The sequence below is a fragment of the Peribacillus sp. JNUCC 23 genome, from assembly GCF_053653995.1.
The window spans coordinates 1,494,090-1,520,141 of record NZ_CM132202.1 but is presented as its reverse complement, the minus strand read 5'-3'; the positions used below and the strand labels follow the sequence as shown (position 1 = coordinate 1,520,141).

Sequence of the window (26,052 nt, the reverse complement as noted above, 5' to 3'; positions counted from 1 at the left end):
TCCTTCATACTTTCAGATACAATCGCTATTTACTTCATTTGGAACCCTCATATTTCAACCTCTTCTTTGTCTTGCGTCAGCTGCACGTTTTAAGGCTTGTCCCATAAAATTTATACTTAGCATTAATACTAGAATCATCATTGCAGCAGGTAACCAAATCCACCATTTGTTTTCAAGAACATCTGGGTTTCTTGCATAACTAATTAAAGTCCCTAGACTTGGTGTACTTTCAGGTAAACCGAAACCTAAGAAAGTCAATGCCGTTTCAAGACCTATATTACCTGCTAAATTCAATGTGAAGTTCACAATAATAATAGAACTTATATTAGGTAAAATATGCGAAAGGATAATTTTCCAATGTGGTGTTCCCAAAGTTCGTGATGCTTGTACATACTCCAATTCCCGCTCAGCCAAAGTTTTCGAACGGATTAGTCTGGCTTTCCCTGTCCATAAAAAGATGGACATAATCAAGATAAAATTTGTGACAGTAAACTTCGGTACAACTGTAACAAATACAATAATCATCATCGTTGAAGGAAGTGACATGATAAAGTCAATCGCACGCATGATTACGTTATCAACAACTCCCCCAAAATAACCAGCTATTAGCCCGGCACTTAAACCTATGAATGCTGTTAAAGATGTAATGCACAAACTAATTGTGAACGAGTTACTTGTACCAAAAATAAGTTGTCCTAATATATCCCGTCCAGCATAATCCGTTCCTAACAAATTTCTTTCAGAAGGCGAGAGATAAATGGAGTAAATATCCACTCGGGCGATCGCCTTTTGATCCATCATAAAGGATGCTATATAGACACTTACCAACAATATAAGGAGAAAGAATAGGGAACCGAAAGCAAGTCTATCTTTTTTTAATTCCTGCCATATAATCTTAATTCCTGATGGACTCCTTTTTGCTAGTTGAATATTATTTACTGATTCTCCCTTCATCTCCAACAGCTTTCCCCTCCCTATTCCACCCGTATACGAGGATCAACTAAACTTAATATGATGTCCGAGAGAAGAGTACCAAGTAAAGTTGCAAACCCTAGCATCATAACAATCGCAGTGACAACACTGAAATCCCTTAGCCCAATAGAACTGATAAATAATTGGCCAACTCCAGGATAACTAAAAATTGTTTCAATAATGACAGTGCCACCGACTAATCCAGTAATTTCATATCCTAAAAAGGCCGCAATTGGTAATAAGGAGTTTCTTAGAATGTGGCGTGTATAAATTTTATTATCTGGAATTCCTTTTGATCTTGCAGTACGTGTATAATCTTTGAACTTGTTATCAATAATTTCATTTCTTAAATACTGAACGGTGCCAACAGTGGCAATCAGAGCTGTACTCAATGCCGGGAGGATGACGTGATGGAGTTTACTTACATAATACGCAAATGTCTGAGCATCAACTTTAGAGCTCACACTACCTCCAGTTGGAAACCAACCAAATGAAAAGCCAAAAACGAATAACATGATAAGGGCAAAGATAAAAAGGGGTGTCGCAAATCCTAAATAATTATAGCCAGTCACTATTTTATCAATCCACGTGTCATTGTAGCGACCACTGAGGATTCCCATCGGAATAGCAAATAAGTAGGTAAGGAGTAGTGTTATTAGTGCTAAAAATACAGTATTCCAGATTCTTTCTGCAATCACCTCTGTTACTGGTATTTTGTGAGTATACGATTTACCAAAATCACCGTGGACAATACCGGAAATCCATCTCCCATATTGTTCATACCAAGGATCATTCAATCCTGCTTTTTCCCTTAATTCGTAAATCCGTTCTGGACTTATTCTTGGATCCATAGATATTCCTGTTAAAGCATCCCCAGGCATTTGTTTTGCCAATGCAAAAACAATTAAGCTTAGGATAAATAACTGAGGAATCATCACGAAAAAACGTCTAAGAATAAACTTCCACATGATCCCTCCACCTCCTATCGTAACGCGACTCTATGCGTGTTGGAGATTGGTTTTAAGTCGTAAGCCCTCCCCAGATCATCAAAATATTTAGAATGGTTTTGCTCGTACTCTTTCGCAACCCTTTTCCTTAGGTTCGTCTTTTTCTCTCGCATTTCATGATTTAAATCTGGTATAGAGGCGATCAATCGTTTCGTATAAATATGCTGTGGATTTTCGTATATCTCTTCACTAATTCCTTCTTCTACTAAACGACCACGATACATTACTCCCATTCTGTCACATATATGTCGAATCACACCTAAGTCATGTCCTATAAATAAATATGTTAATTTAAACTCTTCTTGAAGATCTTGGAGGAAGTTTAACACTTGGGCTTGTACAGAAACATCCAAGGCAGAAACTGGTTCGTCAGCAATAATTAATTTAGGCTTTAGAGTAAGAGCTCTTGCGATTCCGATTCTTTGACGCTGTCCACCAGAAAATTCATGCGGGTATTTATACATCGAATCTGGGCTTAAACCTACCTTATCCAAATACTTCTGAATCATTTTCTTTTCTTCTCCTACAGACAAACGCTCGTAATTCCGCAGGGGTTCAGCAATAATATCAACAACCCGCTTTTTTGGGTTGAGTGATGAATATGGATCTTGAAAAATCATTTGAATATCTTTTCGAAATGGCTTCATTTGCCCAAAAGACAACTTCGAGAGATCCTGTCCTTCAAATAATATCCGGCCTGACGTAGCATCGTTTAGTTTCACAACTGCTTTCCCGGTCGTTGATTTTCCACTTCCAGATTCACCAACAAGGCCGTATGTTTCCCCTTCATTCAGTTCAAAACTAACACCATCAACTGCCTTTACATAATCAACGATTGTTCTAAAAAAGCCACCACGGATTGGGAAATGAACTTTTAAATCGTCTATTTTAAGTAATCCCATTAGTTATCTCCCCCCTTCGCAATCCTTTAAAGTAAAAATGTTTATAGCATGTGCAACGTACCCAATGATCGGGAGCAACTTCATGTAATTCGGGTGATTTCTCGTGAGCATTGCAAGGAATCCATGGAATCCGGGGACTAAACCTGCAACTCTCTCGATTCATATTTACAATCGACGGTACCATTCCATCGATCACATGTAACCGTTTTTTGTTTGTTGCTTGTGATGGAATAGATTTCAATAATGACCTCGTGTATGGGTGCAAAGGTTTGGTAAATATTTGTTTGACAGTACCCATCTCAACAACTTGTCCAGCATACATGACAATGACTCTGTCTGCTACTTCTGCAACAACACTCAAATCATGAGTAATCAGGATAATTCCCATTTTCGTTTCTTTCTGAATGGATTTAAGCAATTCTAAAATTTGTGCTTGTATTGTTACATCTAATGCAGTAGTAGGCTCATCAGCTATTACTAGTGATGGGTTACAGGCAATAGCAATGGAAATCATCACCCTTTGCCTCATTCCACCTGATAATTCGTGAGGAAATTGATCATAAGTACGCGTTGGAGACGGAATGCCTACTTGTGTTAATAGCTCTATCGTTCTTAATCTTTTCTTTTCTTTTGATAGTTTTGTGTGAAAAGTCAAGTTTTCTTCAATTTGATCTCCAACTGTCATTAAAGGATTCAAAGCAGTTAAAGGTTCCTGAAAGATGATCCCTATCTCTTTTCCACGTATTTGATTCATTTGCCCTTCTGAAATTGTAACGATATTTCTTTCTCTATATTTGATTTCTCCTTCGATCTTCGTCCGTTGATTATTATGCAATCTCATAATCGATAGAGCTAATGCACTCTTTCCACATCCTGATTCGCCCACGACTGCCACGATTTCATTTTCACTTACTGAAAATGAAACATGATCCACCGCCATATAATACTTATCTTTTATTTTAAACGATGTGGTTAGATTCTCTATTTGCAAGATTGGTTTCTCCATTGACATTGCCCCACCTTCATTGTCAATATTCAGTATGAACACAAGCTCTACTCAACGAGGAGCGTTTGTAAATCCCTTTCTTTATTACAAACTAGATTGGATTTACAAACTCTTAAAGTGCGATTTTTACGCTTCATTATGATTTTATAATTTCCTATTCTTATCTTTATGTATACAGCTTTAATATAGAACATTCTCATAATTTTAATTCTCTAGTAAATCACGACTTCAATACAAACTCTTCTTTTGTGTACTCATTAAAAACCTAATCATGCACGCTAGAATGATGAATGAATGCACCTTTTATTAGAGATACTCTATGGACTCGAAAGATATTTTCTGGCAAACGATTCATTCTCCATAACAAAAGCGACCTTTTTAGGTCGCTTTTATTTTTATAGTTGGTTTGTCCCAAAGATAGCAGCAATTTCTTTTGTACCTACTCTTCGTTTCTTCCTCGCTTCTGCTCTAATCACAGCTGATTCATATAGTTTTATCTCCATCTCAGACTGTGGAATAATACTAGGCACAAGAGTTGGCTTTTCGTTTTCATCAAGAGCAACAAATGTCAAAAATGAAATCACGCATAAATTTCGGGTCCCTGATAGTAAATCTTCTGCAATTACTTTGACAACTACTTCCATCGATGTTCTTCCTGTATAAGTGACAAATGCTTCTAAACAGACCGCATTGCCTTCGTAGATTGGATGGAGAAAGTCTACAGAATCGGTTGATGCCGTTACAACCGATCTTCTTGAATGCCGCATAGCTGAAATAGCCGCTACATCATCAATATAAGCCATTAATTTTCCACCAAACATCGTTCCATTATTATTCGTATCAGGCGGTAAAACAAGGCTTGTTTTTACCACAAGAGAATCACTGCAATATTTCTGTTCTTCCATTATCCAAACTCTCCTGTCCAATTAAATCTCTTTTTACAAGCGTGGCCATTTTCCTCGGTATAATTCTTTCAAATAGTAGCAAGACGTTCATTTAAAAATAAAGAAACTCGTTTTAAACCAAACAATTTTCTCGTGAACATACTCACTTCCACTCTCTTATTTTACTTTACATCTATCATAAATACCCGAACTACGTAAAGTTAAATATTCTGTACGACGGAACACTGGGGGATTCATTTTCTTAGAGGATCTTTTAAGAAACTAGATATTCGATTTATCAATAATCTAGATATATATCCAAACTAAAAAAAGAAATATTACACTACCATTCATTTTATAGTTCAAGTATGATATGCTTACAAAAAAATATTTTTCATTCACCAATAAGGGGTATTGCACATGGATCATTCATTACAATTTCGACTTGCTTCATTAGAGGATCTGCCAAGAATAGTGGAAATTTACAATTCAACCATCGCTTCGAGAATGGTAACGGCTGACACTTCGCCGGTATCTGTTCAATCAAGACTCGCTTGGTTTCATGATCACATTCCTGATAAAAGACCATTATATGTAATAACAATAGATGATCGGACTGCTGGTTGGCTAAGCTTTCAATCGTTTTATGGGAGACCTGCCTATAACACAACTGCTGAAATAAGTATCTATTTGGACGATTCATTTCGTGGGAAAGGTCTTGGTGGACTTGCTATCCAGAAAGCCATTGAACTATGTCCTTCTTTAGACATCGCTACAATCCTCGGATTCGTATTCGGTCACAATACACCAAGCATTAAATTATTTGAGAAATTCGGGTTTGAAAGATGGGGAAATCTTCAAAAAATTGCCTTGCTAGACGATATTGAACGAGATTTAATCATTTTAGGAAAAAGAGTGCTACACGAAAAAGGATAAAATTAAACAAAGGATGTCCAAAGGAATCTTCATCCCTGCAAACTGCGACATACAGTCTATATACGTGTTATTTTCACATAATACTGTGTGTTGAAGTACGGGGTCTACCCTTTCGAGACATCTTCTTCTCTATTTAGCCTACCTCGAAACATCATCTAATACTCTTCACTATATTGCGCATCCGTGAGAGGCGTAATATTGAAGATATTTATTAATATGTCAAGCTCTTGGCTCGCTCTAATTGTTTGTTTATTCGAAAGTCCAAATCCCTTTGCTAGTTTAATCATTTCTTCACGCTTTTGTTCAATTTCATTGGATAATTGAACGAAAGATTTCATCACTACCTCACACTCCATCAGCTATTTTGACTTATTGTAAAATAAGTCTAGAGTTATCATCAAATAAAAGCAATATTTTACAATCAAAGTTTTACTTCATTAATCTAGAATTCGCAAATTAGACACATTTTATACAACTCATATATTATTTTTTCAATTTAATCTAAACAAATTCTATAGTACATTCGCGCAATGAAGCATTCAATCAAAAATAGCAAAAAGGATGTCCAAAAAGTAAAAGATCTGCCCCCGTAACTCCTACTTACAGTTTAAATGAAGTGTAAGTAGGAGTTACGGGGGCAGACTTCTTTTGGACACCCTCTTTTATTAAGATTACTACCAGATTATATTTGGTAATTACTCTTCTGCTAAGTGACAATATTTTTAGTTGAAGAATACTCTTTATTTTGAATTTGTTCAAATTCCCTCTCTAGAATATTCAAGGGAACATCATAAAAATGTTTTTGATCGGATGTTTTATACACGCCACGGGATAATAATTGTTCGATTAAAAACGCCTTTTTTTCCTCAACCATCTGCAGTAACTTTGCCATTCTATACACCTCTTGCTTCATTTATTAGACAATTATTTCACAAGCTTATTTCAATATGAATTTCTTCAACAAACTTTATATACCATTCCTAAGTGTACTTCAAACATTATTTCAGTAAATTAAAATTTTCATTTCTACGTGCTTATTCATAAAGTGAATCTTCAATCAGTTGGGGTTTTGACTTTCCGTTCATGCGGGATAAATGCGACAAACGATAGCCACACTGTACAGTTGAGATTACTACCAACAAATCCAAACAATAAAAAGCCTCTTCTTAAACAAGAAGAGGCTGAGGTTTACGTCCGTTCGACTCTTCTTATCTTCCAAGCCTTCGCTTGTTGGATGTGGCACAGTGCTCAAAGTTGAGTCTGTTGCCGAGGTATCGCAGGGCCAAATCCCTCCACCTCTCTGGATAAGAATGATATATAATTTATGTTAATGCCATTATACGTTTTATTCCAAATAAAGTCAATGGTCCTATTTTGCTAATCTTGCAAAACAGTGTTCTTCGTTTCTTTCCCCCAAATTAACACGACAATTGCTCCAATTAAAATTGCAATTGTAAAAATTGTAAAAATCACACTAAGCGCAGTACCCGCTGCAACGAAATATCCGATGAGAAGCGGTCCCAAAACTCCCCCAACTCTTCCAGCAGCAGCCGCCATACCAGCGCCGGTACCACGAATCATTGTCGGATATTGCTCAGGGGTATATGCATAAAGTGCCCCCCAAGCTCCTAAATTAAAGAATGACAACAGCATACCTGACGTGATGAGCATCGGTAGTCCCTCTGCCGCGCCAAAGAAATACGCACTTACAGCTGTTCCAGTTAAATACGTGACAAGAACGAACTTGCGGCCCATTCTCTCGATAAACCATGCTGCAGTAAAATATCCAGGGAGCTGAGCTAAGGTCATAATCAATACATATTCAAAGCTCTTGATTAAACTAAATCCTTTCATCACCATCACACTTGGAAGCCATAAGAACATCCCATAATAAGAAAACACGACACAAAACCATAGAATCCATAATACAAGCGTTTGTTTTCTATGTTCTCTTGCCCACACACTTTTGATATTTTGCATAATCGTTGGCTTAGCTTTGATTTCAAGTCCGACATACTTCGGTGAATCCGGTAGATGTAAGCGTAAATAAAGGGCATAAAACGCTGGGAGAGCACTTAAAATCAAAGCGATTCTCCACCCGTACCCCGGAATAACGAAATAGGAAATTAAAGCAGCAATAAGCCAGCCTAATGCCCAAAAACTTTCGAGTAGAACGACCACTTTTCCTCGATTTTTGGCAGGTACGCTTTCTGAAACAAGTGTTGAAGCGACCGGAAGCTCTCCACCTAGTCCCATACCGATAAGAAAACGAAGTACTAAAAATAAAGCCAATGATGTAACGAGAGCCGATAAGCCACTGCCAATTGAAAAAAGCAGCAAGGTAATGATAAAAACTTTCTTCCTTCCAATACGGTCAGCCATAATTCCGAAAAGAAAGGCACCAAATACCATTCCTATCGAATTAATACTACCGATCCACCCTACTTGTTGAGTTGTCAAACCCCATTCTGCTTGTAATGCCACCACAATAAATGACAGCATACCTACGTCCATTGCATCAAACATCCAACCGAGTCCAGCAACGCCAAGTAACCTACGATTAGAAATCGTTTTTGTATTTCCCTCCATGACAGTCCTCCTGAACAACCTCTTAACTATAAATACTTCGTTATTTTACCATAAATTGATCAACCATTGTCTTTATTTTCTTTTTCATAAAGATCCTCTGGAAGCAATTTAATGAACGGACTTATCTCACTAGTGAAACATATACATAATTCATGCATAGCACGAGTACAGGATGTGTAGAGCAGTTTTCGTTCACTTTCCAGACCGTATTGATCCTTCGATGCATCATAAATAATGACCGCGTCAAATTCTATTCCTTTTGCCAAATAAGAAGGGATAATCATAACTCCATCAGTAAATGTAGTTTTCCCTACGCCAATTCTGTTAAGTTTCATTTTCTCCTTTAATGCTTGATATGCAAAGCTTGTTTCTGCTTGTGTTTTACAAATGATCGCAATCGTTTTATGCCCAGATTCTATAAATTCCTTTGTTTTCTTCAAAACCTTCGATAGAAGATACTCCTGATTTTGGCAATGTGCGATGACAGGCTTTTTTCCTTCTCGATTAAAAGGTTCAATTTGGCTACCGTCCAAAAGCAGACTTTTTGTGAATGTAACAATTTCCTTCGTTGAACGATAGCTTCTATTCAAAATCACCTTTTCAGTTTCGTTTTTCTCGAACAAAAGAGTCAAAATGTCCAAACCTGCATTGTTTCCATGCGCATAGATTGTTTGGTTAAAGTCACCCAAAACTGTCAGTTTACTTTTTGGAAATAAATTCTTTAAAAAAGCAAACTGAAATGGCGAATAATCCTGAGCCTCATCAATGAAAAGGAACCGAATTTGTGAATTGGTCGCGAAACCTTCCAATTTTTTTTTCATATATAAAAAAGGTGTCGCATCTTCATATAATAATCTTCCTTGATCAAGCTCATTCATTGTTAAACTTTTGATATTTTCCCAATCGGCAACTGGCCATTCTGTTTCTAACATTTTTTTATAAATGGAACGAACATCAAGAAAGGCAAGAGACTTTATTTTCTTGTACAAAGGCTTAAATCGCTTTTTCACGACATACTCGCTAAGGATTCGTTGCTCGCGTTCTCCTTCATCAAATGAATCTCGTTCATGTTCTTCGTGATTATTTGCGATCCGATAGCTTCTGAGATAGTCTTCTTTTTCTAAGTATTGTATTTCTTCTTCAACCCATGCATCTTTTCTCTCTATTTTTTCAAGCTTCTTGATTTTTTTCAACAACCATTCAGAAACAAGCTGTAAACGATTAGGAATCGATTTTTCACTACCTAGTTCATAAAAGTACTTTGAAATTTCCATCGCTGACACAAGGAGTTTTCCTCGGATTTTAATATTTTTGAATACTAATCCTTCACACTTCAATGCTTCCAAATATTCATTTATACCCTGTAAATAATTGAGTGATGATTTATATTGAATACTATTCAATCTAGTTGAATACTTCAGATTCCCGTCATTATTCAGCACGAATTCTAGTTGATCGAATACATCTTCAACTTCAAGATTTTCTCCGAGCATCGCAAGCAAATATTGTTGAAAGGTCGTCTGCTGCATATTGTCTTCACCGAGCTCTGGCAACACATTGGCTACATAACTATTGAAAAGGGGATTTGGCGAAAACAATAATATATTCTCAGCACTCATTCCTTCACGATATCTGTACAATAAATAGGCAATTCTTTGCATAGCCGCAGATGTTTTCCCACTCCCAGCTGCACCTTGGACAAGTAAAAGACGACTCTTTTCATTACGAATAATAATATTTTGTTCTCTTTGAATAGTCGCGACAATGCTTTTCATTTGTGTGTCCGCCTGCTTACCGAGAACTTCTTGAAGCAAATCATCTCGGATTGCTTCACCCGTATCAAACATCCCCTCTAAAACACCATTACGTATAATGTATTGACGTTTTAAAAGTAACTCCCCACTTACCTTTTCGCTAGGTGCCGTATATGTGGCAGGGCCAGGTGAAAAATCATAATATACACTGGAGATTGGAGCACGCCAATCATAGATCAAAAATTCTTCATGCTCTTCATCATAAAAAGTGCCGATTCCGATATAAATCTGCTCACTTTCTTCCATGTCTTTTTCATGAAAATCAATCCTCGCGAAATAAGGAGATGATTGAAGACGATTCAAAACAGCTATTTGCTTCATTGAATGATTTTGTCTCCGCTCTCTTTCAGAAAGCAATTCTGTTTGCTGATTAATGCTCGCAACCGTTTCAATTGTTTCATCTTCATTTTCCACATTAACTGTAACATCTTCCCAAAAACGTTTGCGAATTGATACTATATCTGTAGTTGCTTCACCTGCAGATTGTTTCAAATGCTGTTCCGACTTAGTTACTTTGTCAATCACAATCTCTATCCGCTCTTGCTCATATTCTCTTTCATTTTCCCAGTTCGTCATAAAGCACCCCTCCAATTTAGAAAAGCCTGCATCTTCTCAACCTTAAGGCATAGCATTGTTTGTAGTTAGCCTGCTTTCGCAATAAACTTTAAATCTCAAAATAGCTATTGACAAACCGCTATATCTTATGTATGATTAAATAAGGATATTTATAATCTATTACCTGTTTAAACAATAGACTTTATTAGTATAACATCAGCTGTCCGCGTATACAACAGCTGTTTTTTATGTTTTCCCCCTCATCTTTCCGCATATTTTAATAACTCACAATCATACCTTTCCATATTTTAAATTGATATTCTAACAAAAACCATCGAATGATTACACAATTCAACATTATCCTTCCATTAATTTGTCATTTAATCGGTCATTCTATAATTTTTTATCGCAATTTCCTGATTTAAAAACCAAATAATTTACAGTATGATTGTGTAGGCGGGTTTTTGAAGAAGTCTTCAAAATATACGTTTTCCATTACATCATGATTTGCAAAATACCAAACAATCATTCGGGGAGGGTATTCATGACAAATCTTACGCTAGAAATCAGTGAGAAATTGCAAACGTTTTTACAAAGTCCCAAAAAGCTTTATATTAATGGGGAATTCGTTGAAAGTGTATCCAAAAAAACATTTTCAACCCCAAACCCTGCTACTGGCGAGAAATTGGCCGATGTGTATGAAGCAGACAAAGAGGATATTAACCTAGCTGTCCGTGCAGCCCGCAATGCCTTTGATAACGGACCTTGGTCACGTATGAGTGCAGCCAATAGAAGTAGGTTAATGTACAAGCTAGCTGATTTAATGGAAGAAAACAAACTTGAATTAGCACAATTAGAAACGTTAGATAACGGGAAACCAATAAATGAGACAACAAACGCAGACATCCCTCTCGCCATTGAACATATGCGCTATTATGCTGGCTGGTCAACGAAGATTGTCGGACAAACCATTCCAGTTAACGGAAATTTCTTCAACTACACCCGCCATGAAGCAGTCGGTGTCGTAGGTCAGATTATTCCTTGGAACTTCCCTTTGCTTATGGCAATGTGGAAACTAGGTGCAGCACTAGCTACTGGATGCACAATCATATTAAAACCCGCCGAACAAACTCCACTTTCCGCTATCTATTTAGCAGAGTTAATTGATGAAGCAGGGTTCCCAGATGGGGTCATCAATATTGTACCTGGATTCGGTGAAACAGCTGGACAAGCACTAGTTGATCATCCTCTTGTTGATAAAATTGCTTTCACAGGATCGACCGCGGTTGGTAAATCAATCATGAGGTCTGCTTCCTATTCATTAAAACGCGTTACACTTGAGCTTGGAGGAAAATCACCAAATATTATTCTTCCAGACGCCGATTTTTCAAAAGCAATTCCAGGTGCGCTTAATGGCGTCATGTTTAACCAAGGCCAAGTTTGCTGTGCAGGTTCCAGAGTATTCATCCAAAAGAAACATTATGATAATGTCGTTGCTGACATGGTTTCTCATGCTAAAAACATAAAACAAGGTATAGGTCTGGATCCAAATACCCAAATCGGACCTCTTGTTTCTCAAGTACAACAAGATCGTGTTCTTGGATATATTGAAAAAGGGTTAAGTGAAGGCGCAGAGGTACTTGTTGGTGGCGATAAACCCCAGGATGATGGCTATTTTGTATCCCCAACCATCTTCGCTTCCGTTCAAGACGACATGTCCATTGCAAAAGAGGAAATCTTCGGCCCAGTTATCGCAGCCATGCCTTATGAAGATTTGGATGATGTAATTAACCGGGCAAATGCTAGTGAATACGGACTAGCAGCAGGACTATGGACTCGTGATATTGCCAACGCTCATTACGTAGCAAGTAAGTTACGCGCTGGAACTGTATGGGTCAACTGTTACAATGCATTTGATGCTGCTTCTCCATTTGGTGGCTACAAGCAATCCGGCATGGGACGTGAAATGGGCTCCTATGCGTTAAATAATTATACAGAAGTAAAGAGCGTATGGGTGAACCTCGATAAGTAAATAAGTATCTCTAAGTGAGAATGAGTAAAAGGAAATAATTCTTCGTTCATTCATCGATAAAGATTTGTAACCTTTATATCGATGGATGAACAAAGTTTAATCCATTTATTTCATTCTCTTTTCTTCGATTTATGCAATATCAAAATAATTCTTTATGCTTTCAATACCACTAATATAATTCTTAAAAAATCTCAAAACACCTCATTCTTTTTAAAACAATCCATTTTATCACATAAAATCATTGTTATTCAGTAGACTAAAACACATTCATCCAGCTATTACAAAATACGGATAATATTATTTTAATATAGAAATATCAGCGAAAGTGTTTAATTTTTTTAAAAAAAGTGTATATTAATACGTAGACTATTTTTAGTCAAAAAAATAACTGTATGTTAAAAATGCTCCATTAATTAATGATCGGAAGCTACTTTATTTTGTTTTCAAGATGTAAGCATGCAGTAAACCCATATGGGGGGGAGTTTATTTATGAATAGTAAAGACAAGGATGAGGTAATCCGGAGTGTTCCCCAAACCGGTTTCTTTGGACATCCTCGAGGGTTATTCACTCTCTTTTTCACAGAGTTTTGGGAACGATTTTCTTACTATGGCATGAGAGCCATCCTAATTTTCTACATGTACTATGAAGTAACCCAAGGTGGACTTGGTCTTGATCGTACTACTGCCAACTCTATCATGGCCATCTACGGTTCATTGGTGTATATGTCTGGTATTATTGGCGGATGGATTGCCGATCGCTTATTAGGGACTGCAAGAACGGTTTTTTATGGCGGAATTTTAATTATGTTCGGCCATATTATCCTATCATTCCCTGGTAGTGCTACAGCATTATTTGTGTCGATGGCCTTTATCATTATTGGGACTGGTCTCCTCAAACCGAATGTATCTAGTGTTGTTGGCGATTTATACAGCGATAATGATATTCGCCGGGATTCAGGTTTTAGCATTTATTACATGGGGATTAACCTTGGTGGTTTTCTTGCACCATTAATTGTCGGAACAATTGGACAAACATATAATTTCCATCTCGGTTTCGGTATTGCAGCGGTTGGGATGTTTATCGGACTTATCGTTTATCTCGTTACTAAGAAGAAAAATCTTGGTCTTGCTGGGCAACATGTACCGAACCCACTTGCGAAAGAAGATCGATTCAAGGTATTTGGTTCAATTGGGCTCGGAGTAGTTATCATCGTGATACTTGGTGCCATTGGTATTAATACGGGGTACTTAACCATTGACCGCTTTATTTTCCTTGTAAGTATATTTGGAATCCTGATTCCAGCTGCGTTTTTCATTTTCATGTACCGCAGTCCGAAAACGAACTCAGATGAACGTTCCCGTTTGCTTGCCTATATCCCTTTATTTATTGCAGCGATGATGTTTTGGGCTATTCAGGAACAAGGTTCAAATATATTAGCCACATATGCAAACGATCGAACACAACTGGAATTTGCAGGAATCACACTGCAATCATCTTGGTTTCAATCGCTTAATCCATTATTCATTGTTTTCCTCGCACCAGTATTCGCGTGGATTTGGGTTCGTTTAGGCGATCGTCAACCTTCTACACCGAAGAAATTTTCACTCGGGTTGCTTTTCGCTGGTTTATCCTTTATTGTCATGATTTTCCCTGCATACTTAAACGGTACAGAAAGTCTTGCGAACCCACTATGGCTCGTACTTAGCTTTTTCCTAGTTGTACTTGGAGAATTATGCTTATCACCAGTAGGAATGTCAGCCACTACTAAATTAGCGCCATCCGCTTTCTCAGCTCAAACAATGAGCCTCTGGTTCCTGACAAATGCTTCAGCACAGGCCATTAACGCTCAAGTTGTTAAATTATATACGGAGAAAAATGAAATTCTTTATTTCGGTGTTATCGGCGGTATTTCCATTGCATTAGGAATTATTTTATTCCTCATCTCACCTGTCATTCAACGACAAATGAAAGGTGTTCGATAAAGTGAAACTTCCATCAGTGGTTTTTTTTCATCCCCCACTGAGGGTTAGTTGAACCAATTGGGGATTTACAGGCTGTTTATCCCCCACCTATTTATTTCTTGATTCTCTCGCAAAAATTGAGGTGGGGGGTGTTACAGCCTGTTAAACCGGGATAAATAACAAAGTAGGAGTAGCCTTCCTACGCAAAATGCCTGCTCCGTCTAGTAGATGGAGCAGGCATTTTGTTTTTCATCCAGTTTTCTTAAGGAATAGATTGCAAAAAGTTTCTTTTTTTATTAACTATCGATACAATATAAAGGAAGATTTTGATAAACTGAAATTTCTATCAGAGTTTTTTATCCCCTTCGTCTTTTTCTTGATCCGTCTACAATATTTAGAGTGAGTGTATTACCGCCTGTTAAAATGGGATAAAAATTTCTTTAAAGAATCTTTAATAAGGAGTGTATGATGATGAACGATTTTCAATTAAAGTTAGATAACTATGCAGAGCTAGCTGTTAAAGTTGGTGTCAATGTCCAGCCTGATCAAACTCTTGTTGTGAATACAACATTAGAAGGCGCTGAGCTAGTACGTCTTATTGTAAAAAAAGCCTATGAAGCAGGAGCATACAACGTGATCGTAAACTGGCATGACGATTCTATTAATCGTACGAAATATGAGCTAGCACCAGATAAAGTATTCACGGAATATCCACATTGGCGAGCACAGGAAACGATTGAACTTGCTGAAAATGGCGCAGCTTACCTATCAGTCATTTCTTCAAGCCCTGATCTATTAAAAGGCATTGATCCTGAGCGAATTGCCAATGCTCAAAAAGCTTCAGGTACCGCTTTACAAAAATGGCGTCAATACATGCAATCCGATAAAGTAAGCTGGTCCATTGTAGCTGTACCTTCACAAGCTTGGGCAGATAAAGTATTTCCGGATGTTGCAGAGGAAAACCGGATACATAAACTATGGGATGCGATCTTTAAAGCAACGCGTGCTGATGTCGAAAACCCAATCGAAGCTTGGAAACATCATGATGGAACTCTTCATGAAAAAGTCGATTATTTAAACGAAAAACGATACCAAAAACTACATTACACGGCACCTGGTACAGACCTTACGATTGAACTACCTAAAACTCACCTTTGGGTAGGTGCTGGTAGCACAAACGAAAAAGGCCATGAATTCATGGCGAATATGCCGACCGAAGAAGTGTTTACGGTCCCTTTTAAAACAGGAGTTAATGGAACCGTCGCAAGTACGAAACCACTAAGCTACGGCGGCAATATCATCGATCACTTCAGCGTTACGTTCAAAGAAGGCCGGATTGTTGAAGTAAAAGCGGAACAAGGTGAAGAAATCTTAAAGAAATTAGTAGAAACAGACGAAGGATCTCATTATCTCGGTGAAGTCGCTCTTGTCCCTTTCAATTCACCGATTTCTCAATCAAATGTTCTTTTCTTCAACACACTATTCGATGAAAATGCTTCTAACCATTTAGCAATTGGAAGCTCCTATGCATTTTGTATCGAAGGCGGCAAACAAATGTCTCAAGAAGAACTTGCCGAGAACGGATTGAACCACAGCCTTACCCATGTCGACTTCATGATTGGCTCTGACAAAATGAACATCGACGGCATCAAACCAGACGGAACAAGCGAACCTGTCTTCCGTAATGGGGATTGGGCGTTTTAATTAAAACGTTGATATAGAGGCTTTTCTAAGGTCTAAAACCTTGAGTGGTCACAGAAATGGTCACATTTCTTTAACTTTAAACAATTTATCTAACTCTTCAGCCACGTGTTTCTGCATACTAGGAAGCACGTGGCTATACTTGTCTAGCGTAATTTGAATCGATGTATGTCCAACTCGCTCAGAGATGACCTTTACATTGACATTTTGTTGGATTAGCATCGTAACATGTGTATGTCTTAAATCATGAAAACGGATTGTAGGTAAACCTAGCTTTATCGCTTGGGCTTTAAGTCGTTTGGAAAGAGTAGCAGAATCGAGCGGATTACCGTAACGTGTGCAAACAACTAAATCATAATCGTTGAAGTTTTGACCCTGCTTCAACTTATGTCCAACAACCAAGATTCTCTCCTTTTTCAACTGTTCTATCAACACGTCAGGGATATGAATAGAACGGACACCAGCACTCGTTTTAGCACCAACTTTGAACTGCTTTGCATTGATATCATAGATTTGTCTGATATAAATGATTTTTTGTTCAAAATCAATATCCTTCCATCGTAATCCCGTTATTTCACCTTTTCTCATACCAGTTAATAAGGCAATTAAATATACCGTATAAAACCGATGCCTCTTTGAGTGTTGTATAAAATACTCAACCTGCTCAGTATCCCAAGCAGTCATTTCAAGATTATTTCTCTTTGGCAATGTCACATTTAAAACTGGATTTTCATTTACAAGCTTTAAGCTAACCGCTTTTCTAAAAACAACCTTCAACATATCTATTATTTTCTTTATCGTATTAGGACTTAAAACCGTTTCTTCGACCAAATCATAAATAAATCTTTGGACTATCAAAGGCTCAATTTTTTGTATTCTAAAATGACCTAGTCTGGGGTTAATATGACACTTATTAAAGCTAATATAGTTTTGATAAGTACTCACTGCTACATTCAATTTCATTTCCTTTAACCAGTCTTGAATGAAATCACCTAGCGTAATTTTATCTGGTTCAACATAGTTACCCAGTCTAACATCATTTAGAAATTCGCTAAGAGCATGTTCTGCTTCCTTCTTAGTATTGAAACCTCTTTTCCTTTTTTGTGTTCGTTTCCCTGTTAATGGGTCAATCCCCATATCGATTACATAATAATACTTACCTGTTTTCTTGTCTTTCTTAGCGCTACCTTTCACTGTTAAAAAACCCCCTAGTCTCCTAACAGTCAATAAGTTCCTTAAATATATTTTATCAAATATTTACAAGTTTTACTGATTTTTTGTATGTTCTTACATAAACAAAAAAGACACTCTTTTAGAGTGCCTACACTGCTTGTATTAAATATGAATATTATTTTCGCTCCAACGTACTCCAAACCCAATATATTTTGCAATACGGTCTGCACGTGTTCAATATAAGACGCATTTTACTTATAATTATTATTCACTCGATTTTATTGCTTCTTCTATTAATTTACTTATTTTGTTTTGTTTGTCGTCGATTTTTTTATCAATTTCATTTTGAGAATTAATTTGTGTTTTAATTTTTTTAACTATTTCTTTTTGAGAATTAATTTCAGGTATAGGTAAATAATAATTTAATAATTCACTACTCGAAATTTTAACCATTGTTTGGTTTTTTCCCTTTGAGACAAATTTAAAGTAAAGTCTTCCTAAGAAGGAATTGAACAGAAATGCCAAATAATTCTTATTTATTACATTTTCATCGAAATTCATTCTAATGTATAAATCTGGGTAAATAACATCTTCCTTTACTTCAGTATCAACAATACTTGCTATACCTACCAAATCAACAGTATTTCCCCTGCTCACAAAAAAGTCTCCCTGTTTGACAAAAAAGTTCTCTATATTATTCTTAATTTCTTCTGTAGTTTTTGTTGGGGAAATGTCTAGTCTTCCATCAATTCTAAAATGCTCTTGTCCAAGTACAGGAATACCTTCTCCACCGTGGACAGAATCAGGGCTCCAACCATTGTTGGTACTTATTATGAATTTTCCAAGACGCTCAATGCAGTCAATATCTTTATAAAGGTATTTTTGTATGAATTGCATTTTATTCCATCTAAAACTATTACGCATATTACTATTATGAACCACAATGCTCTTTGAATTAACTTTAAATTTCTTACTATTTTCGATAGATAATAATTCCTCGATGTTAATACTAAAATGCGAAGAAAAAACTTCATTTATTATTTCACTATGGCTACTTTTGGTGGATTTTAAATTATTCATTTCATCTTCAATCGGTCTTATTAAATCCAAAATTTCCCTTTGCCTTTTTATATCCACATAGGGAATTTTAACATTTAAAATATCAAAGGGGCTAACATTCTTCTGTGTTTTTCCCATTGCTACTATTCTTATTTGATTTTGAACCTTTTCAAGTTGAAAAAGAAGTGCAAGAAATTTCGCTTCAAAATCATCATTTACTCCTTTTTTTAACCTCAAGATTCCAACACGTTGGTTTAATAGAATAGGAAAATCTAATTTATTTACAAAACAGGTTTTGAAAAACTTACCATCCCCTGTCATACCAATTAAAATATCATTTTCCTTAATTTGATACTTCTCGTAGGCTTCATAATACTCTTCAGGTAGATTTAACATTTTATCAGTTAGTAAGACACCCGTTTTTGAAATATCGCCAATTCGACAAACTAAAACACCTTCATCTGTGTAGTCTTTTGATGAAAAGGCAAAACCTGAAATAATTTCAAAATAATCGGAAATGCGTATTCGTAGAAATGATGAATCAGCATCTATGACTTTTCTAAGACTGAAATAATTATACGAAGAAAATAGATAATGCGACTTACTTATCTCACTAAAATTAGTTGAAGATGAAATCAATCCCATACTACCTCCTGTCTAATTGAATCCAGAATTTTCTGGACAGAGGTCTCACGGAGCATAATATCTTCACTCTTATAACGAGATAGCAGACCATTCTTGAAATGTTTGTTTAGTTCCTCGTCTGTTCGTTCTCTATATTCATCTTTTAAGAAATCATCAACATAGTAAGTGTTCAGCATATTTTCAATTTCCGATTTTACAGACTTTAATGCTTCAATTTTGGAAACTATGTTTTCAACTATTTCTGAATCTTTATTAATCTTCTTTAGAGTGTTTGCATTTTCTTTTTCTTGATTTTTCTTTTTTAAATCCGCAATTTCTACTTCTAGTTCTGCTCTTTTGTCTTCCAATGCTTTAATTTCAATTTCATAACTACCAATTACCTTTTTACAGTCCAAAGTAGTAGGAGCATATTCCAAATCAAAAAGGTCGTTTGGCATTGTTTTTTCACCTCTTTTGGTGCGTTTATAGCCCACATTATCAGCTTCCGCCATAAAGATTGAATATTCTAGTTCTTTGGCTACTTCACCAAAAACCCACCAAGCATTATAAAATCCAAAAACTTCTGTTTCTTTTTCATATTTCGACAAATTTGAGAGTTCCTCACTGTATTTAATTAAAAGCTCATTAATTTCAAGTTCAGCATCTTCTTCTACAATATAATCTTTTAAGAAACGAAAAATGTTCTTTAATATATTTTTTTGATTATCTTCTTCAATGTCTTTTACAACATCTTTAGCCCATTTTTTATTGAGTTTTTTCCCTTGAACAAAGTATAAGATATAATCATTTATCCTTGTTTTCAATAAGTTCCATTCACTTCCATATTTTCCCCATAGTTCGTTCCATTTCTCCACTTCTGCTTTCTTTTTCTTTTGAGCAAAAAGTATACTCGTTTTAGTGGAAGTAAAAGGTTCAAAAGTGACTTGTGGTAAACTTACAACTGCCTTAACTGTGAAATATTTAAATATAAAAAGACGAATGTATTTGTTTTCAGTCGTGTCAAATACGCTTTCGGGCAGTACAACTCCTAACCGACCTCCCTCTTTTAGTAGTTGATAGTATCTCTCGATAAAAAGATTCTCAGAATTATTCTTATCTCCAAAAAGATAAGAATTTTTTACTAATCTTTGGGTTTGTGTGTCCAAATCAACATTAAACGGCGGATTACTAATAACCACATCAAATTTGCTATTAACCTCTTTATCATTGTACAGAGGTTCTAAAACGGATGTTTCTAAGTAGTTAGGGGATGTTTCTTTTACATAAAAACGGAATGGTAATAAACCATCTTGCACAAAGATATTTGTAGAGCCATCTCCATGCAAAATCATATTTACTTTTGAAGCAGTTCCCAAATCAAAATTAATTTCGGAACCATATAAATAGTCTCTAGCCCATTTATTTTCATTATGGTCGGGAGTAAATAATTCTTCAAAGCGTCGATTAATTTGTCTGCTCGATTTTATCTTATCCTTTTGTTTATATTTGACCTCTTTAGTTATTAGCTTCATTGCTTCAACCAAATAAGTTCCGCTACCAGCTGAAGGGTCAATAATTAGTGGTAATTCTTTGTCATTGTTTAATCTTTCTATCGCTAGAATGTCAAGTTGCAAACCATAAATTAAAAAGTTTACAATTGTTGTCGGAGTAAAAAACTGTCCCTTATTTTGCTTAAATCCATCTCGTGTAATGCTTTCAAAGAAGTCACCGAGAATATCTTTTCCATCTAATGAGCTACGTCCTTCTAAGAAGGAAAAGCTTTCTAATTCTTGAACAGTATAAACCAACTTATTTAACGGAAACTTATTTCGGTTAATTACATTATCATCAGCAATCTGTTGAGTTTCTGTTACGTTTAGTTGTTCTTTTAATGCTCTTTTGTATAGTGCATTAATGCGGTCGTAAATTTTAAGTTGACTCTCAATGTTGGTTCCATATTGATATACCTGAAAATCATATTCTTGTCTATCTTCTTTTTCGTATTCATCCTGTATTTTAGCAAGGATAATATTTACTAGAGAATAAAAAATTTCACTATCATTTGTTCCACCGCCACCCCAAAGAACATTGTGCAAATTTTTGCCCAGCCCTTCGATTTCTTCACGGTTTATTCTAACTCTTAGGTCATGTTTTTCGTGACCTTTTATAAGTGGTTGCTTTTTTGGTTGTCCATATCCAGCGGTTAGTTCTGTTCCTATTGAGACGAAACCGTCATTTTCCCATTCAGAATATGTTTTATATTTATTGAAATCTATAATTATTGCTCTATCGACAGCTTCGTTGTCTATTAATTCAGTTGTGTAATAAACCAGATATTTAACTTTGGTTTTAAAATCTCGTTCCTCTGCTTGAGCAAGTGCAAAAAGTTGTCCCTCAATTCCATCTTTATCTTCCTCATATTTGTTAGGTGCTTTTACCTCGATAAAAAAGAACGGATTTCCATTATCATCTTTTACTACAACATCTATTCTAGGGTTTATCTTGCTATGACCACCCCTGATAGTGTATTCCTTCTCAGTTTCAAGATTTTCTTGTTTATATTCTAGTTCATTTACTAATCTGTCGATTAGAAACGCTCTTACTATTTCTTCATCACCTGTTAGTGTTTTTAAAGTTCTATTATTTTTAATTTGTTTCGAATAACTAACTGTTTTTTTTTCAATATTTATTTCTACAACCCTATTACTTTGTTCTATAAGTTTACTTTCAACTATCTCTTTCCAATTTTTCATTTTTTCTCCTCTTAATACTTCCATTTTATATTGTAATCTACTGCTGAATAAATAGGATTCTCATCATTAATTCATATCCAATTAATATTTAATCTAACCTTTTTTCTCATCACTTAATATTTTATCAAAAAATGTCCAACTAATTTCACTAAATTAAAATAAATTATTAACAAAATTGAGTTGGTTTATTCCATGGGGTAGGGAATGTTAGATAGTATCAGCATGTTTCACACGTAGGAACTATGTTATTAGAGAGGATAATCACAACAATCACACGGAACATACTTTTATCAAGAATCCGTGGCTATATCACTGCTATAAAGTGTTTAAAACCTCTCTTTTATATAGAAAACCCCCAACTTTAATGGGGGTTCATCTTGTAGAAATTGTTTTATTGGTTAACTCACGCCCAACCTTGTAAAAAAATTATATACTTTAGGTGAGTATACATTTTCTCTTTTATTACTTGGTACGCTGTAAAAAGAGTTCTTACTTCTCCCTCTTGAGGTCACAAATTTAATTTCAAGAATCTCAACACTCATCCAACCTATATAATTATTCATTAGCTTTTGCTCTCTTTTTCTGGTTGGGGTGATTAGAGCCTTTTCAATACTCCAACCAGAGTTAATTCTGTGTGTCAAAGTTTGCTGAGATATTCCCATTTCTTTTGCCCACATACTTATTGACATAGTTACTCCATCGTAGGTATGTTTTTTTGTTCTTCTAGTATTATTCATCTGCACTTTTTGAGTAACCCATTGACAATTGGAAGGTTCATAATTTCCATTAACATCAGTTCTATCTATTGATAAATCATCCTTATAACCATTGTTCAAAGCCCATTCCATGAAGTTTTCAAATTTTCTCCACTCATCACACACTATAATACCACGACCACCATAATGGTGAAAGTTAGTGTTATTAGGATTTGTGCATCTGCTTTTCATAGCAATCCAAATATCATATAATCTTGTGTCAGACATTCCATGAGTAATTCTCGCTTCCCTTATACTTTGGATACGGTTGCAACCACAACTTTTTTGCCCCTTTTCTCGCATTAAATCTTGGGCTAATATGTATCTGATATTTCCACATTCACACTGACACTTCCATTTCTTCTTTCCATTCTTATCTTTCTCATTACTAAGTTCCAAAACTGTAAACATCTTAATTTTTTGACCTGTTAAGTCATATTTTCTTTTTGCCATAACTAACACTCCTATTTATATTCTAAAAAGGATAATAAAATCACCGTTCTACTCCTCTTTGAAATTAATAAAACTAATACATATGTATCCACTTTTAAATACAGTGGTTCAGATTAAGGCGGATTAAAGTACAATCCTTCACGTTTGAAATACTCGATTAACATTATGTTTTCCCACTTTAGGGTTTGTGTTTTGTAGCTTCACCTAAGGTTAATCGAAAATTCCATGGTTTTCGTAACTTTCTGGTGTATCAATCATTATTTCTTCAATATATTCTCTACGTTTTATTATAAATCCATAACCATTACCTTCAATGCCCATCTCTTGTTTTAACACCTTGTTTAGCCTGACTCTTTCGAGGTCATAACCATCGAGTAATTCGCCAAAACAGATTTTAAATTGTTTTTGTTTGAATGTTTTCTGACCTTTAAAATACAGTATTATACTTTCTAATACCTCTTGTTCTGTTGTCCACCCATAGTCTTCTATCAATTCTAACGTTGTTTTATGTATTCTATGTACAATCTCTTCATTGAGTGGTGGGATTTTTTTCCCTTTGTCTTGCGGAAAAACTCTATCGGCTTCCTCTCTTCCGAAATTCCTTAATATCCCTTCGTAATTAACTGTATTAGTTGTACACCCTTTTTCTATCCACAATGCACACATATCATCAAGTTCCTTAAAAAAATGAAAATTATAAATATTTAATTCATAGGTAGAGTTTATATACTTATGTCCTTTTTTCCTTTTCGATTTTAATTGATATTCTAAAAGTTCCTTCGGAATTTGGTCGAAATTTAATTTCGAAATCAATTTAAAAAAGCTAAGAAAATTCATTCTGGTATGTGTAACGCTTCTACTTCTCTTGAATTTTTTAGAAATGGTATCTATTGATTGGTAAAATAATAATCTTTGGTCTTCTCCTGATGGTAAATATTCTTTAACCATATCCAATAGTATGTACAAATCTTCCAAATAACCGTATCGATTAAATACTTTGTAAAAATCAGGATATAATTCTTCTAAAACATCTGATTGCAGAAGCTCTTTATATATATCAATGACTTCTTTCAGCTTTTTTTGTTGCTCGCTTTCTTTTATTTCTACTTGATATAGCTCCATTAGAAATGCTTTCACTTCCATAATGGAGCATTTTAATAAACGCTCAGTTACCTGCATAATCGTTCCAACAAAAGGATTACTTGTTGAAAAACATTTATATAATTGGTGTCCATTATTCTTATTGGATTCAAAAATAGAAGCACTTGGGTCGGTTTCCTCGTGAAAAATGTCTAGAAAATTTTGTTTATGTTGGATTCCTAAATATGCACGTAAATCCTGTTGTTTTAGGTAATCGAAAAACTCGAAACTACTGTAAACAATTTTTGGTTTGGTTCTTATTCTCTTTCGCAACTCCTTGATATTTCTTTGTTGTATTAGTTCTATGTTGTCAGCTGTTTCTTTACCTTGTTTGTGTTCATAGGTTTGTATCTGTTTGGTGTTTTTGGCAGGATATATAACTAGATTCTTCTCTGTCCCACCAGAATCGTTGGGACACTTTATTACATAATCATCTACCTTTAACCTATTATTATAGTTTAGTTCAACAATTTCCTTGCCACCAAAGAATAATCTAGTGCCATCTTTACAATGCTTATCTGCCTGTGGGTATTTAGTCAACAGACCACTAATAATTTCATCAAACTCTTCAATCTTATTTATTATTCTGTCTAGCTTAAAGACCACTCGAAATTTATGGTGTTCTTCTGTATGAGAAAAAGTGGTATAGATGAAAACAGCTGTATCAAAAAATTCTTTGACTGCTTCATCCAAGGTCATTCCATCATCAAAGTCCAATGCTATAATTTCTTGGGAATGCCAAAAGTCTTTGTTCCTTTTTATCATTCCTTCTTTTTCCTTAAAATAAGCAGGTACAAAAGTTTTACCTTTAACAAGGTTCTTAGCCAATTCTTCTATACTAATATCTACAGGGAGATTAATTATTCTGTTGCTAATACTCCCTGCCTCTCTACCTTCTGGTTTGCTCTGATATTCTTTTGTATCCAACATAAATTTCATAATTTTTCGTCTTCTCCTCAATCATTAATTTTTTATTTTATGCTTTTTAAGTAATTCTAAAAAATCTCCTGCAAACTCTCTATATTCTGGTGTAATAGTTTTAATTACTTTCCCTCCTAACTCATCATTAAAATTGAGCAAATGTACCATAACTTTAAAATCATTTGAAATCTTTTCATCTTTCATTACATTAATGATTTTATGGAATGTTTCAGTATTAGAAGAATCTGTAAGTAAAGGGTCTTCATTTTTTCCATCACTGATATATTCGTCGATATTTGGTAAGACATCTTTTTTAAGTAGATTATCAATGTTCTTCCTTATATCATTCTGCTTTTTCTTTTGCGCGAGAGATTCTTTTAGAAATTTTATTTCATCTTCATACGTCCCCTCTGTGTAATAACCCACTATCTCCCCATCTTCAGTGTAATTAGGTATCTTTATATCCTCAGAAACACTTTTCAAATACTGTATTCTTATTTCTGCCTCCTCTGTAAAATTAAGTTTCTTCTGAAAGTAAGATTCAGGTAATTTAAACATACTGGATAGCTGTTCTAAGCGTTTTTGAGGAATTTTCCTCCTCTCTTTTAACCAATCTTGAAGAGTTTGAGGTGAAATCCCTATTTTCTCAGCAATTTCTTTGTATTCAAAATGAAACTCTTTCGCAATATACTCTAATCCAATCATCTTTTATCCTCCCTTAATATATTGATGTGTTCAGCCTTCGACATACTATGATATGTCTTACACATAATATAACACGACATACCACAGTATGTCAAATTAAGATGCTATA

At 35.3% G+C, this 26,052-nt stretch carries 19 protein-coding genes and 1 riboswitch; of the genes, 4 read left to right on the top strand and 15 right to left on the bottom strand.

Going from position 1 to position 26,052, the window contains the following annotated elements:
* Window positions 1-54: 54 nt before the first annotated feature.
* The 5 genes from JNUCC23_RS07240 to JNUCC23_RS07220 all read right to left on the bottom strand — a co-directional run bounded on the left by JNUCC23_RS07240 (window position 55) and on the right by JNUCC23_RS07220 (window position 4,792).
* A complete protein-coding gene (locus tag JNUCC23_RS07240; RefSeq protein ID WP_062183337.1) occupies window positions 55-954 on the bottom strand; it encodes an ABC transporter permease in 900 nt (299 codons plus the stop codon).
* A gap of 20 nt (window positions 955-974) precedes the next feature.
* The gene (opp4B, locus tag JNUCC23_RS07235) at window positions 975-1,940 is read right to left on the bottom strand and encodes an oligopeptide ABC transporter permease (protein ID WP_403072998.1); all 966 of its coding nucleotides are present in this window, start codon (window positions 1,938-1,940) and stop codon (window positions 975-977) included.
* Between the two features lie 14 nt (window positions 1,941-1,954).
* Window positions 1,955-2,881, bottom strand: coding sequence for an ATP-binding cassette domain-containing protein (locus tag JNUCC23_RS07230; RefSeq protein WP_062181788.1), 927 nt, complete (start codon window positions 2,879-2,881; stop codon window positions 1,955-1,957).
* On the bottom strand, window positions 2,868-3,887 hold the full coding sequence (locus JNUCC23_RS07225; RefSeq protein ID WP_454215029.1) for an ABC transporter ATP-binding protein: 1,020 nt from the start codon (window positions 3,885-3,887) through the stop codon (window positions 2,868-2,870). The genes JNUCC23_RS07230 and JNUCC23_RS07225 overlap by 14 nt, the downstream gene beginning before the upstream one ends.
* Before the next feature lie 395 nt (window positions 3,888-4,282).
* Window positions 4,283-4,792 (bottom strand): acyl-CoA thioesterase, encoded by a 510-nt coding sequence (locus JNUCC23_RS07220; RefSeq protein ID WP_062181794.1) that lies wholly within the window; start codon window positions 4,790-4,792, stop codon window positions 4,283-4,285.
* A gap of 399 nt (window positions 4,793-5,191) precedes the next feature.
* Between JNUCC23_RS07220 and JNUCC23_RS07215 the strand changes: the two genes are divergently transcribed.
* Window positions 5,192-5,707, top strand: a complete 516-nt coding sequence (locus JNUCC23_RS07215) for a GNAT family N-acetyltransferase (RefSeq protein WP_062181796.1) — start codon at window positions 5,192-5,194, stop codon at window positions 5,705-5,707.
* Window positions 5,708-5,862: 155 nt separating this feature from the next.
* Here JNUCC23_RS07215 and JNUCC23_RS07210 read toward each other — a convergent pair whose 3' ends face one another.
* The 4 genes from JNUCC23_RS07210 to helD all read right to left on the bottom strand — a co-directional run bounded on the left by JNUCC23_RS07210 (window position 5,863) and on the right by helD (window position 10,686).
* Window positions 5,863-6,045 (bottom strand): Spo0E family sporulation regulatory protein-aspartic acid phosphatase, encoded by a 183-nt coding sequence (locus JNUCC23_RS07210; RefSeq protein ID WP_403073989.1) that lies wholly within the window; start codon window positions 6,043-6,045, stop codon window positions 5,863-5,865.
* Window positions 6,046-6,413: 368 nt separating this feature from the next.
* Window positions 6,414-6,599, bottom strand: a complete 186-nt coding sequence (locus tag JNUCC23_RS07205; RefSeq protein ID WP_454215026.1) for a Fur-regulated basic protein FbpA — start codon at window positions 6,597-6,599, stop codon at window positions 6,414-6,416.
* Between the two features lie 313 nt (window positions 6,600-6,912).
* A riboswitch (SAM riboswitch) is annotated at window positions 6,913-7,018 on the bottom strand.
* 66 nt (window positions 7,019-7,084) lie between these two features.
* Entirely contained in the window at window positions 7,085-8,296 is a 1,212-nt protein-coding gene (locus JNUCC23_RS07200) for an MFS transporter (RefSeq protein ID WP_403072982.1), read from the bottom strand.
* 59 nt (window positions 8,297-8,355) lie between these two features.
* Complete coding sequence (helD, locus tag JNUCC23_RS07195) at window positions 8,356-10,686, bottom strand: RNA polymerase recycling motor HelD (protein ID WP_454215023.1); 2,331 nt, start codon at window positions 10,684-10,686, stop codon at window positions 8,356-8,358.
* A gap of 523 nt (window positions 10,687-11,209) precedes the next feature.
* Between helD and JNUCC23_RS07190 the strand changes: the two genes are divergently transcribed.
* The 3 genes from JNUCC23_RS07190 (at window position 11,210) to JNUCC23_RS07180 (ending at window position 16,363) form a co-directional block, all read left to right on the top strand.
* Window positions 11,210-12,697, top strand: a complete 1,488-nt coding sequence (locus JNUCC23_RS07190; RefSeq protein ID WP_454215022.1) for an aldehyde dehydrogenase family protein — start codon at window positions 11,210-11,212, stop codon at window positions 12,695-12,697.
* A gap of 489 nt (window positions 12,698-13,186) precedes the next feature.
* Window positions 13,187-14,680 carry a peptide MFS transporter gene (locus tag JNUCC23_RS07185; protein ID WP_454215020.1) on the top strand — a complete coding sequence of 498 codons (1,494 nt, stop codon included), beginning with the start codon at window positions 13,187-13,189 and terminating at the stop codon, window positions 14,678-14,680.
* Window positions 14,681-15,130: 450 nt separating this feature from the next.
* Window positions 15,131-16,363, top strand: a complete 1,233-nt coding sequence (locus JNUCC23_RS07180; RefSeq protein WP_454215018.1) for an aminopeptidase — start codon at window positions 15,131-15,133, stop codon at window positions 16,361-16,363.
* A gap of 60 nt (window positions 16,364-16,423) precedes the next feature.
* On the opposite strand, the gene JNUCC23_RS07175 is transcribed toward JNUCC23_RS07180, so the two are convergent.
* From JNUCC23_RS07175 to JNUCC23_RS07150, 6 genes are all read right to left on the bottom strand, one after another.
* Complete coding sequence (locus tag JNUCC23_RS07175) at window positions 16,424-17,554, bottom strand: site-specific integrase (RefSeq protein WP_454215016.1); 1,131 nt, start codon at window positions 17,552-17,554, stop codon at window positions 16,424-16,426.
* 243 nt (window positions 17,555-17,797) lie between these two features.
* Window positions 17,798-19,237: a restriction endonuclease subunit S gene (locus tag JNUCC23_RS07170; RefSeq protein WP_454215014.1), complete on the bottom strand. Its 1,440-nt coding sequence runs from the start codon at window positions 19,235-19,237 to the stop codon at window positions 17,798-17,800.
* Window positions 19,228-21,969 (bottom strand): N-6 DNA methylase, encoded by a 2,742-nt coding sequence (locus JNUCC23_RS07165; RefSeq protein ID WP_454215012.1) that lies wholly within the window; start codon window positions 21,967-21,969, stop codon window positions 19,228-19,230. The genes JNUCC23_RS07170 and JNUCC23_RS07165 overlap by 10 nt, the downstream gene beginning before the upstream one ends.
* 398 nt (window positions 21,970-22,367) lie before the next feature.
* Window positions 22,368-23,177 carry a hypothetical protein gene (locus tag JNUCC23_RS07160; RefSeq protein ID WP_454215010.1) on the bottom strand — a complete coding sequence of 270 codons (810 nt, stop codon included), beginning with the start codon at window positions 23,175-23,177 and terminating at the stop codon, window positions 22,368-22,370.
* A 210-nt stretch (window positions 23,178-23,387) separates the two neighbouring features.
* Entirely contained in the window at window positions 23,388-25,256 is a 1,869-nt protein-coding gene (locus JNUCC23_RS07155; protein WP_454215008.1) for a hypothetical protein, read from the bottom strand.
* Between the two features lie 24 nt (window positions 25,257-25,280).
* Entirely contained in the window at window positions 25,281-25,943 is a 663-nt protein-coding gene (locus tag JNUCC23_RS07150; protein WP_454215006.1) for a helix-turn-helix domain-containing protein, read from the bottom strand.
* Window positions 25,944-26,052 lie beyond the last annotated feature (109 nt).

Bases quoted from the DNA above. Each gene is read 5' to 3' on its own strand.
- helD (WP_454215023.1), bottom strand. From the start codon at position 10,686: ATGACGAACTGGGAAAATGAAAGAGAATATGAGCAAGAGCGGATAGAG.
- JNUCC23_RS07205 (WP_454215026.1), bottom strand. From the start codon at position 6,599: ATGGCAAAGTTACTGCAGATGGTTGAGGAAAAAAAGGCGTTTTTAATC.
- JNUCC23_RS07230 (WP_062181788.1), bottom strand. From the start codon at position 2,881: ATGGGATTACTTAAAATAGACGATTTAAAAGTTCATTTCCCAATCCGT.
- JNUCC23_RS07170 (WP_454215014.1), bottom strand. From the start codon at position 19,237: ATGGGATTGATTTCATCTTCAACTAATTTTAGTGAGATAAGTAAGTCG.
- JNUCC23_RS07210 (WP_403073989.1), bottom strand. From the start codon at position 6,045: ATGAAATCTTTCGTTCAATTATCCAATGAAATTGAACAAAAGCGTGAA.
- JNUCC23_RS07220 (WP_062181794.1), bottom strand. From the start codon at position 4,792: ATGGAAGAACAGAAATATTGCAGTGATTCTCTTGTGGTAAAAACAAGC.
- JNUCC23_RS07165 (WP_454215012.1), bottom strand. From the start codon at position 21,969: ATGAAAAATTGGAAAGAGATAGTTGAAAGTAAACTTATAGAACAAAGT.
- JNUCC23_RS07155 (WP_454215008.1), bottom strand. From the start codon at position 25,256: ATGAAATTTATGTTGGATACAAAAGAATATCAGAGCAAACCAGAAGGT.
- JNUCC23_RS07180 (WP_454215018.1), top strand. From the start codon at position 15,131: ATGAACGATTTTCAATTAAAGTTAGATAACTATGCAGAGCTAGCTGTT.
- JNUCC23_RS07190 (WP_454215022.1), top strand. From the start codon at position 11,210: ATGACAAATCTTACGCTAGAAATCAGTGAGAAATTGCAAACGTTTTTA.
- opp4B (WP_403072998.1), bottom strand. From the start codon at position 1,940: ATGTGGAAGTTTATTCTTAGACGTTTTTTCGTGATGATTCCTCAGTTA.
- JNUCC23_RS07160 (WP_454215010.1), bottom strand. From the start codon at position 23,177: ATGGCAAAAAGAAAATATGACTTAACAGGTCAAAAAATTAAGATGTTT.
- JNUCC23_RS07240 (WP_062183337.1), bottom strand. From the start codon at position 954: ATGAAGGGAGAATCAGTAAATAATATTCAACTAGCAAAAAGGAGTCCA.
- JNUCC23_RS07150 (WP_454215006.1), bottom strand. From the start codon at position 25,943: ATGATTGGATTAGAGTATATTGCGAAAGAGTTTCATTTTGAATACAAA.
- JNUCC23_RS07215 (WP_062181796.1), top strand. From the start codon at position 5,192: ATGGATCATTCATTACAATTTCGACTTGCTTCATTAGAGGATCTGCCA.
- JNUCC23_RS07200 (WP_403072982.1), bottom strand. From the start codon at position 8,296: ATGGAGGGAAATACAAAAACGATTTCTAATCGTAGGTTACTTGGCGTT.
- JNUCC23_RS07225 (WP_454215029.1), bottom strand. From the start codon at position 3,887: ATGGAGAAACCAATCTTGCAAATAGAGAATCTAACCACATCGTTTAAA.
- JNUCC23_RS07185 (WP_454215020.1), top strand. From the start codon at position 13,187: ATGAATAGTAAAGACAAGGATGAGGTAATCCGGAGTGTTCCCCAAACC.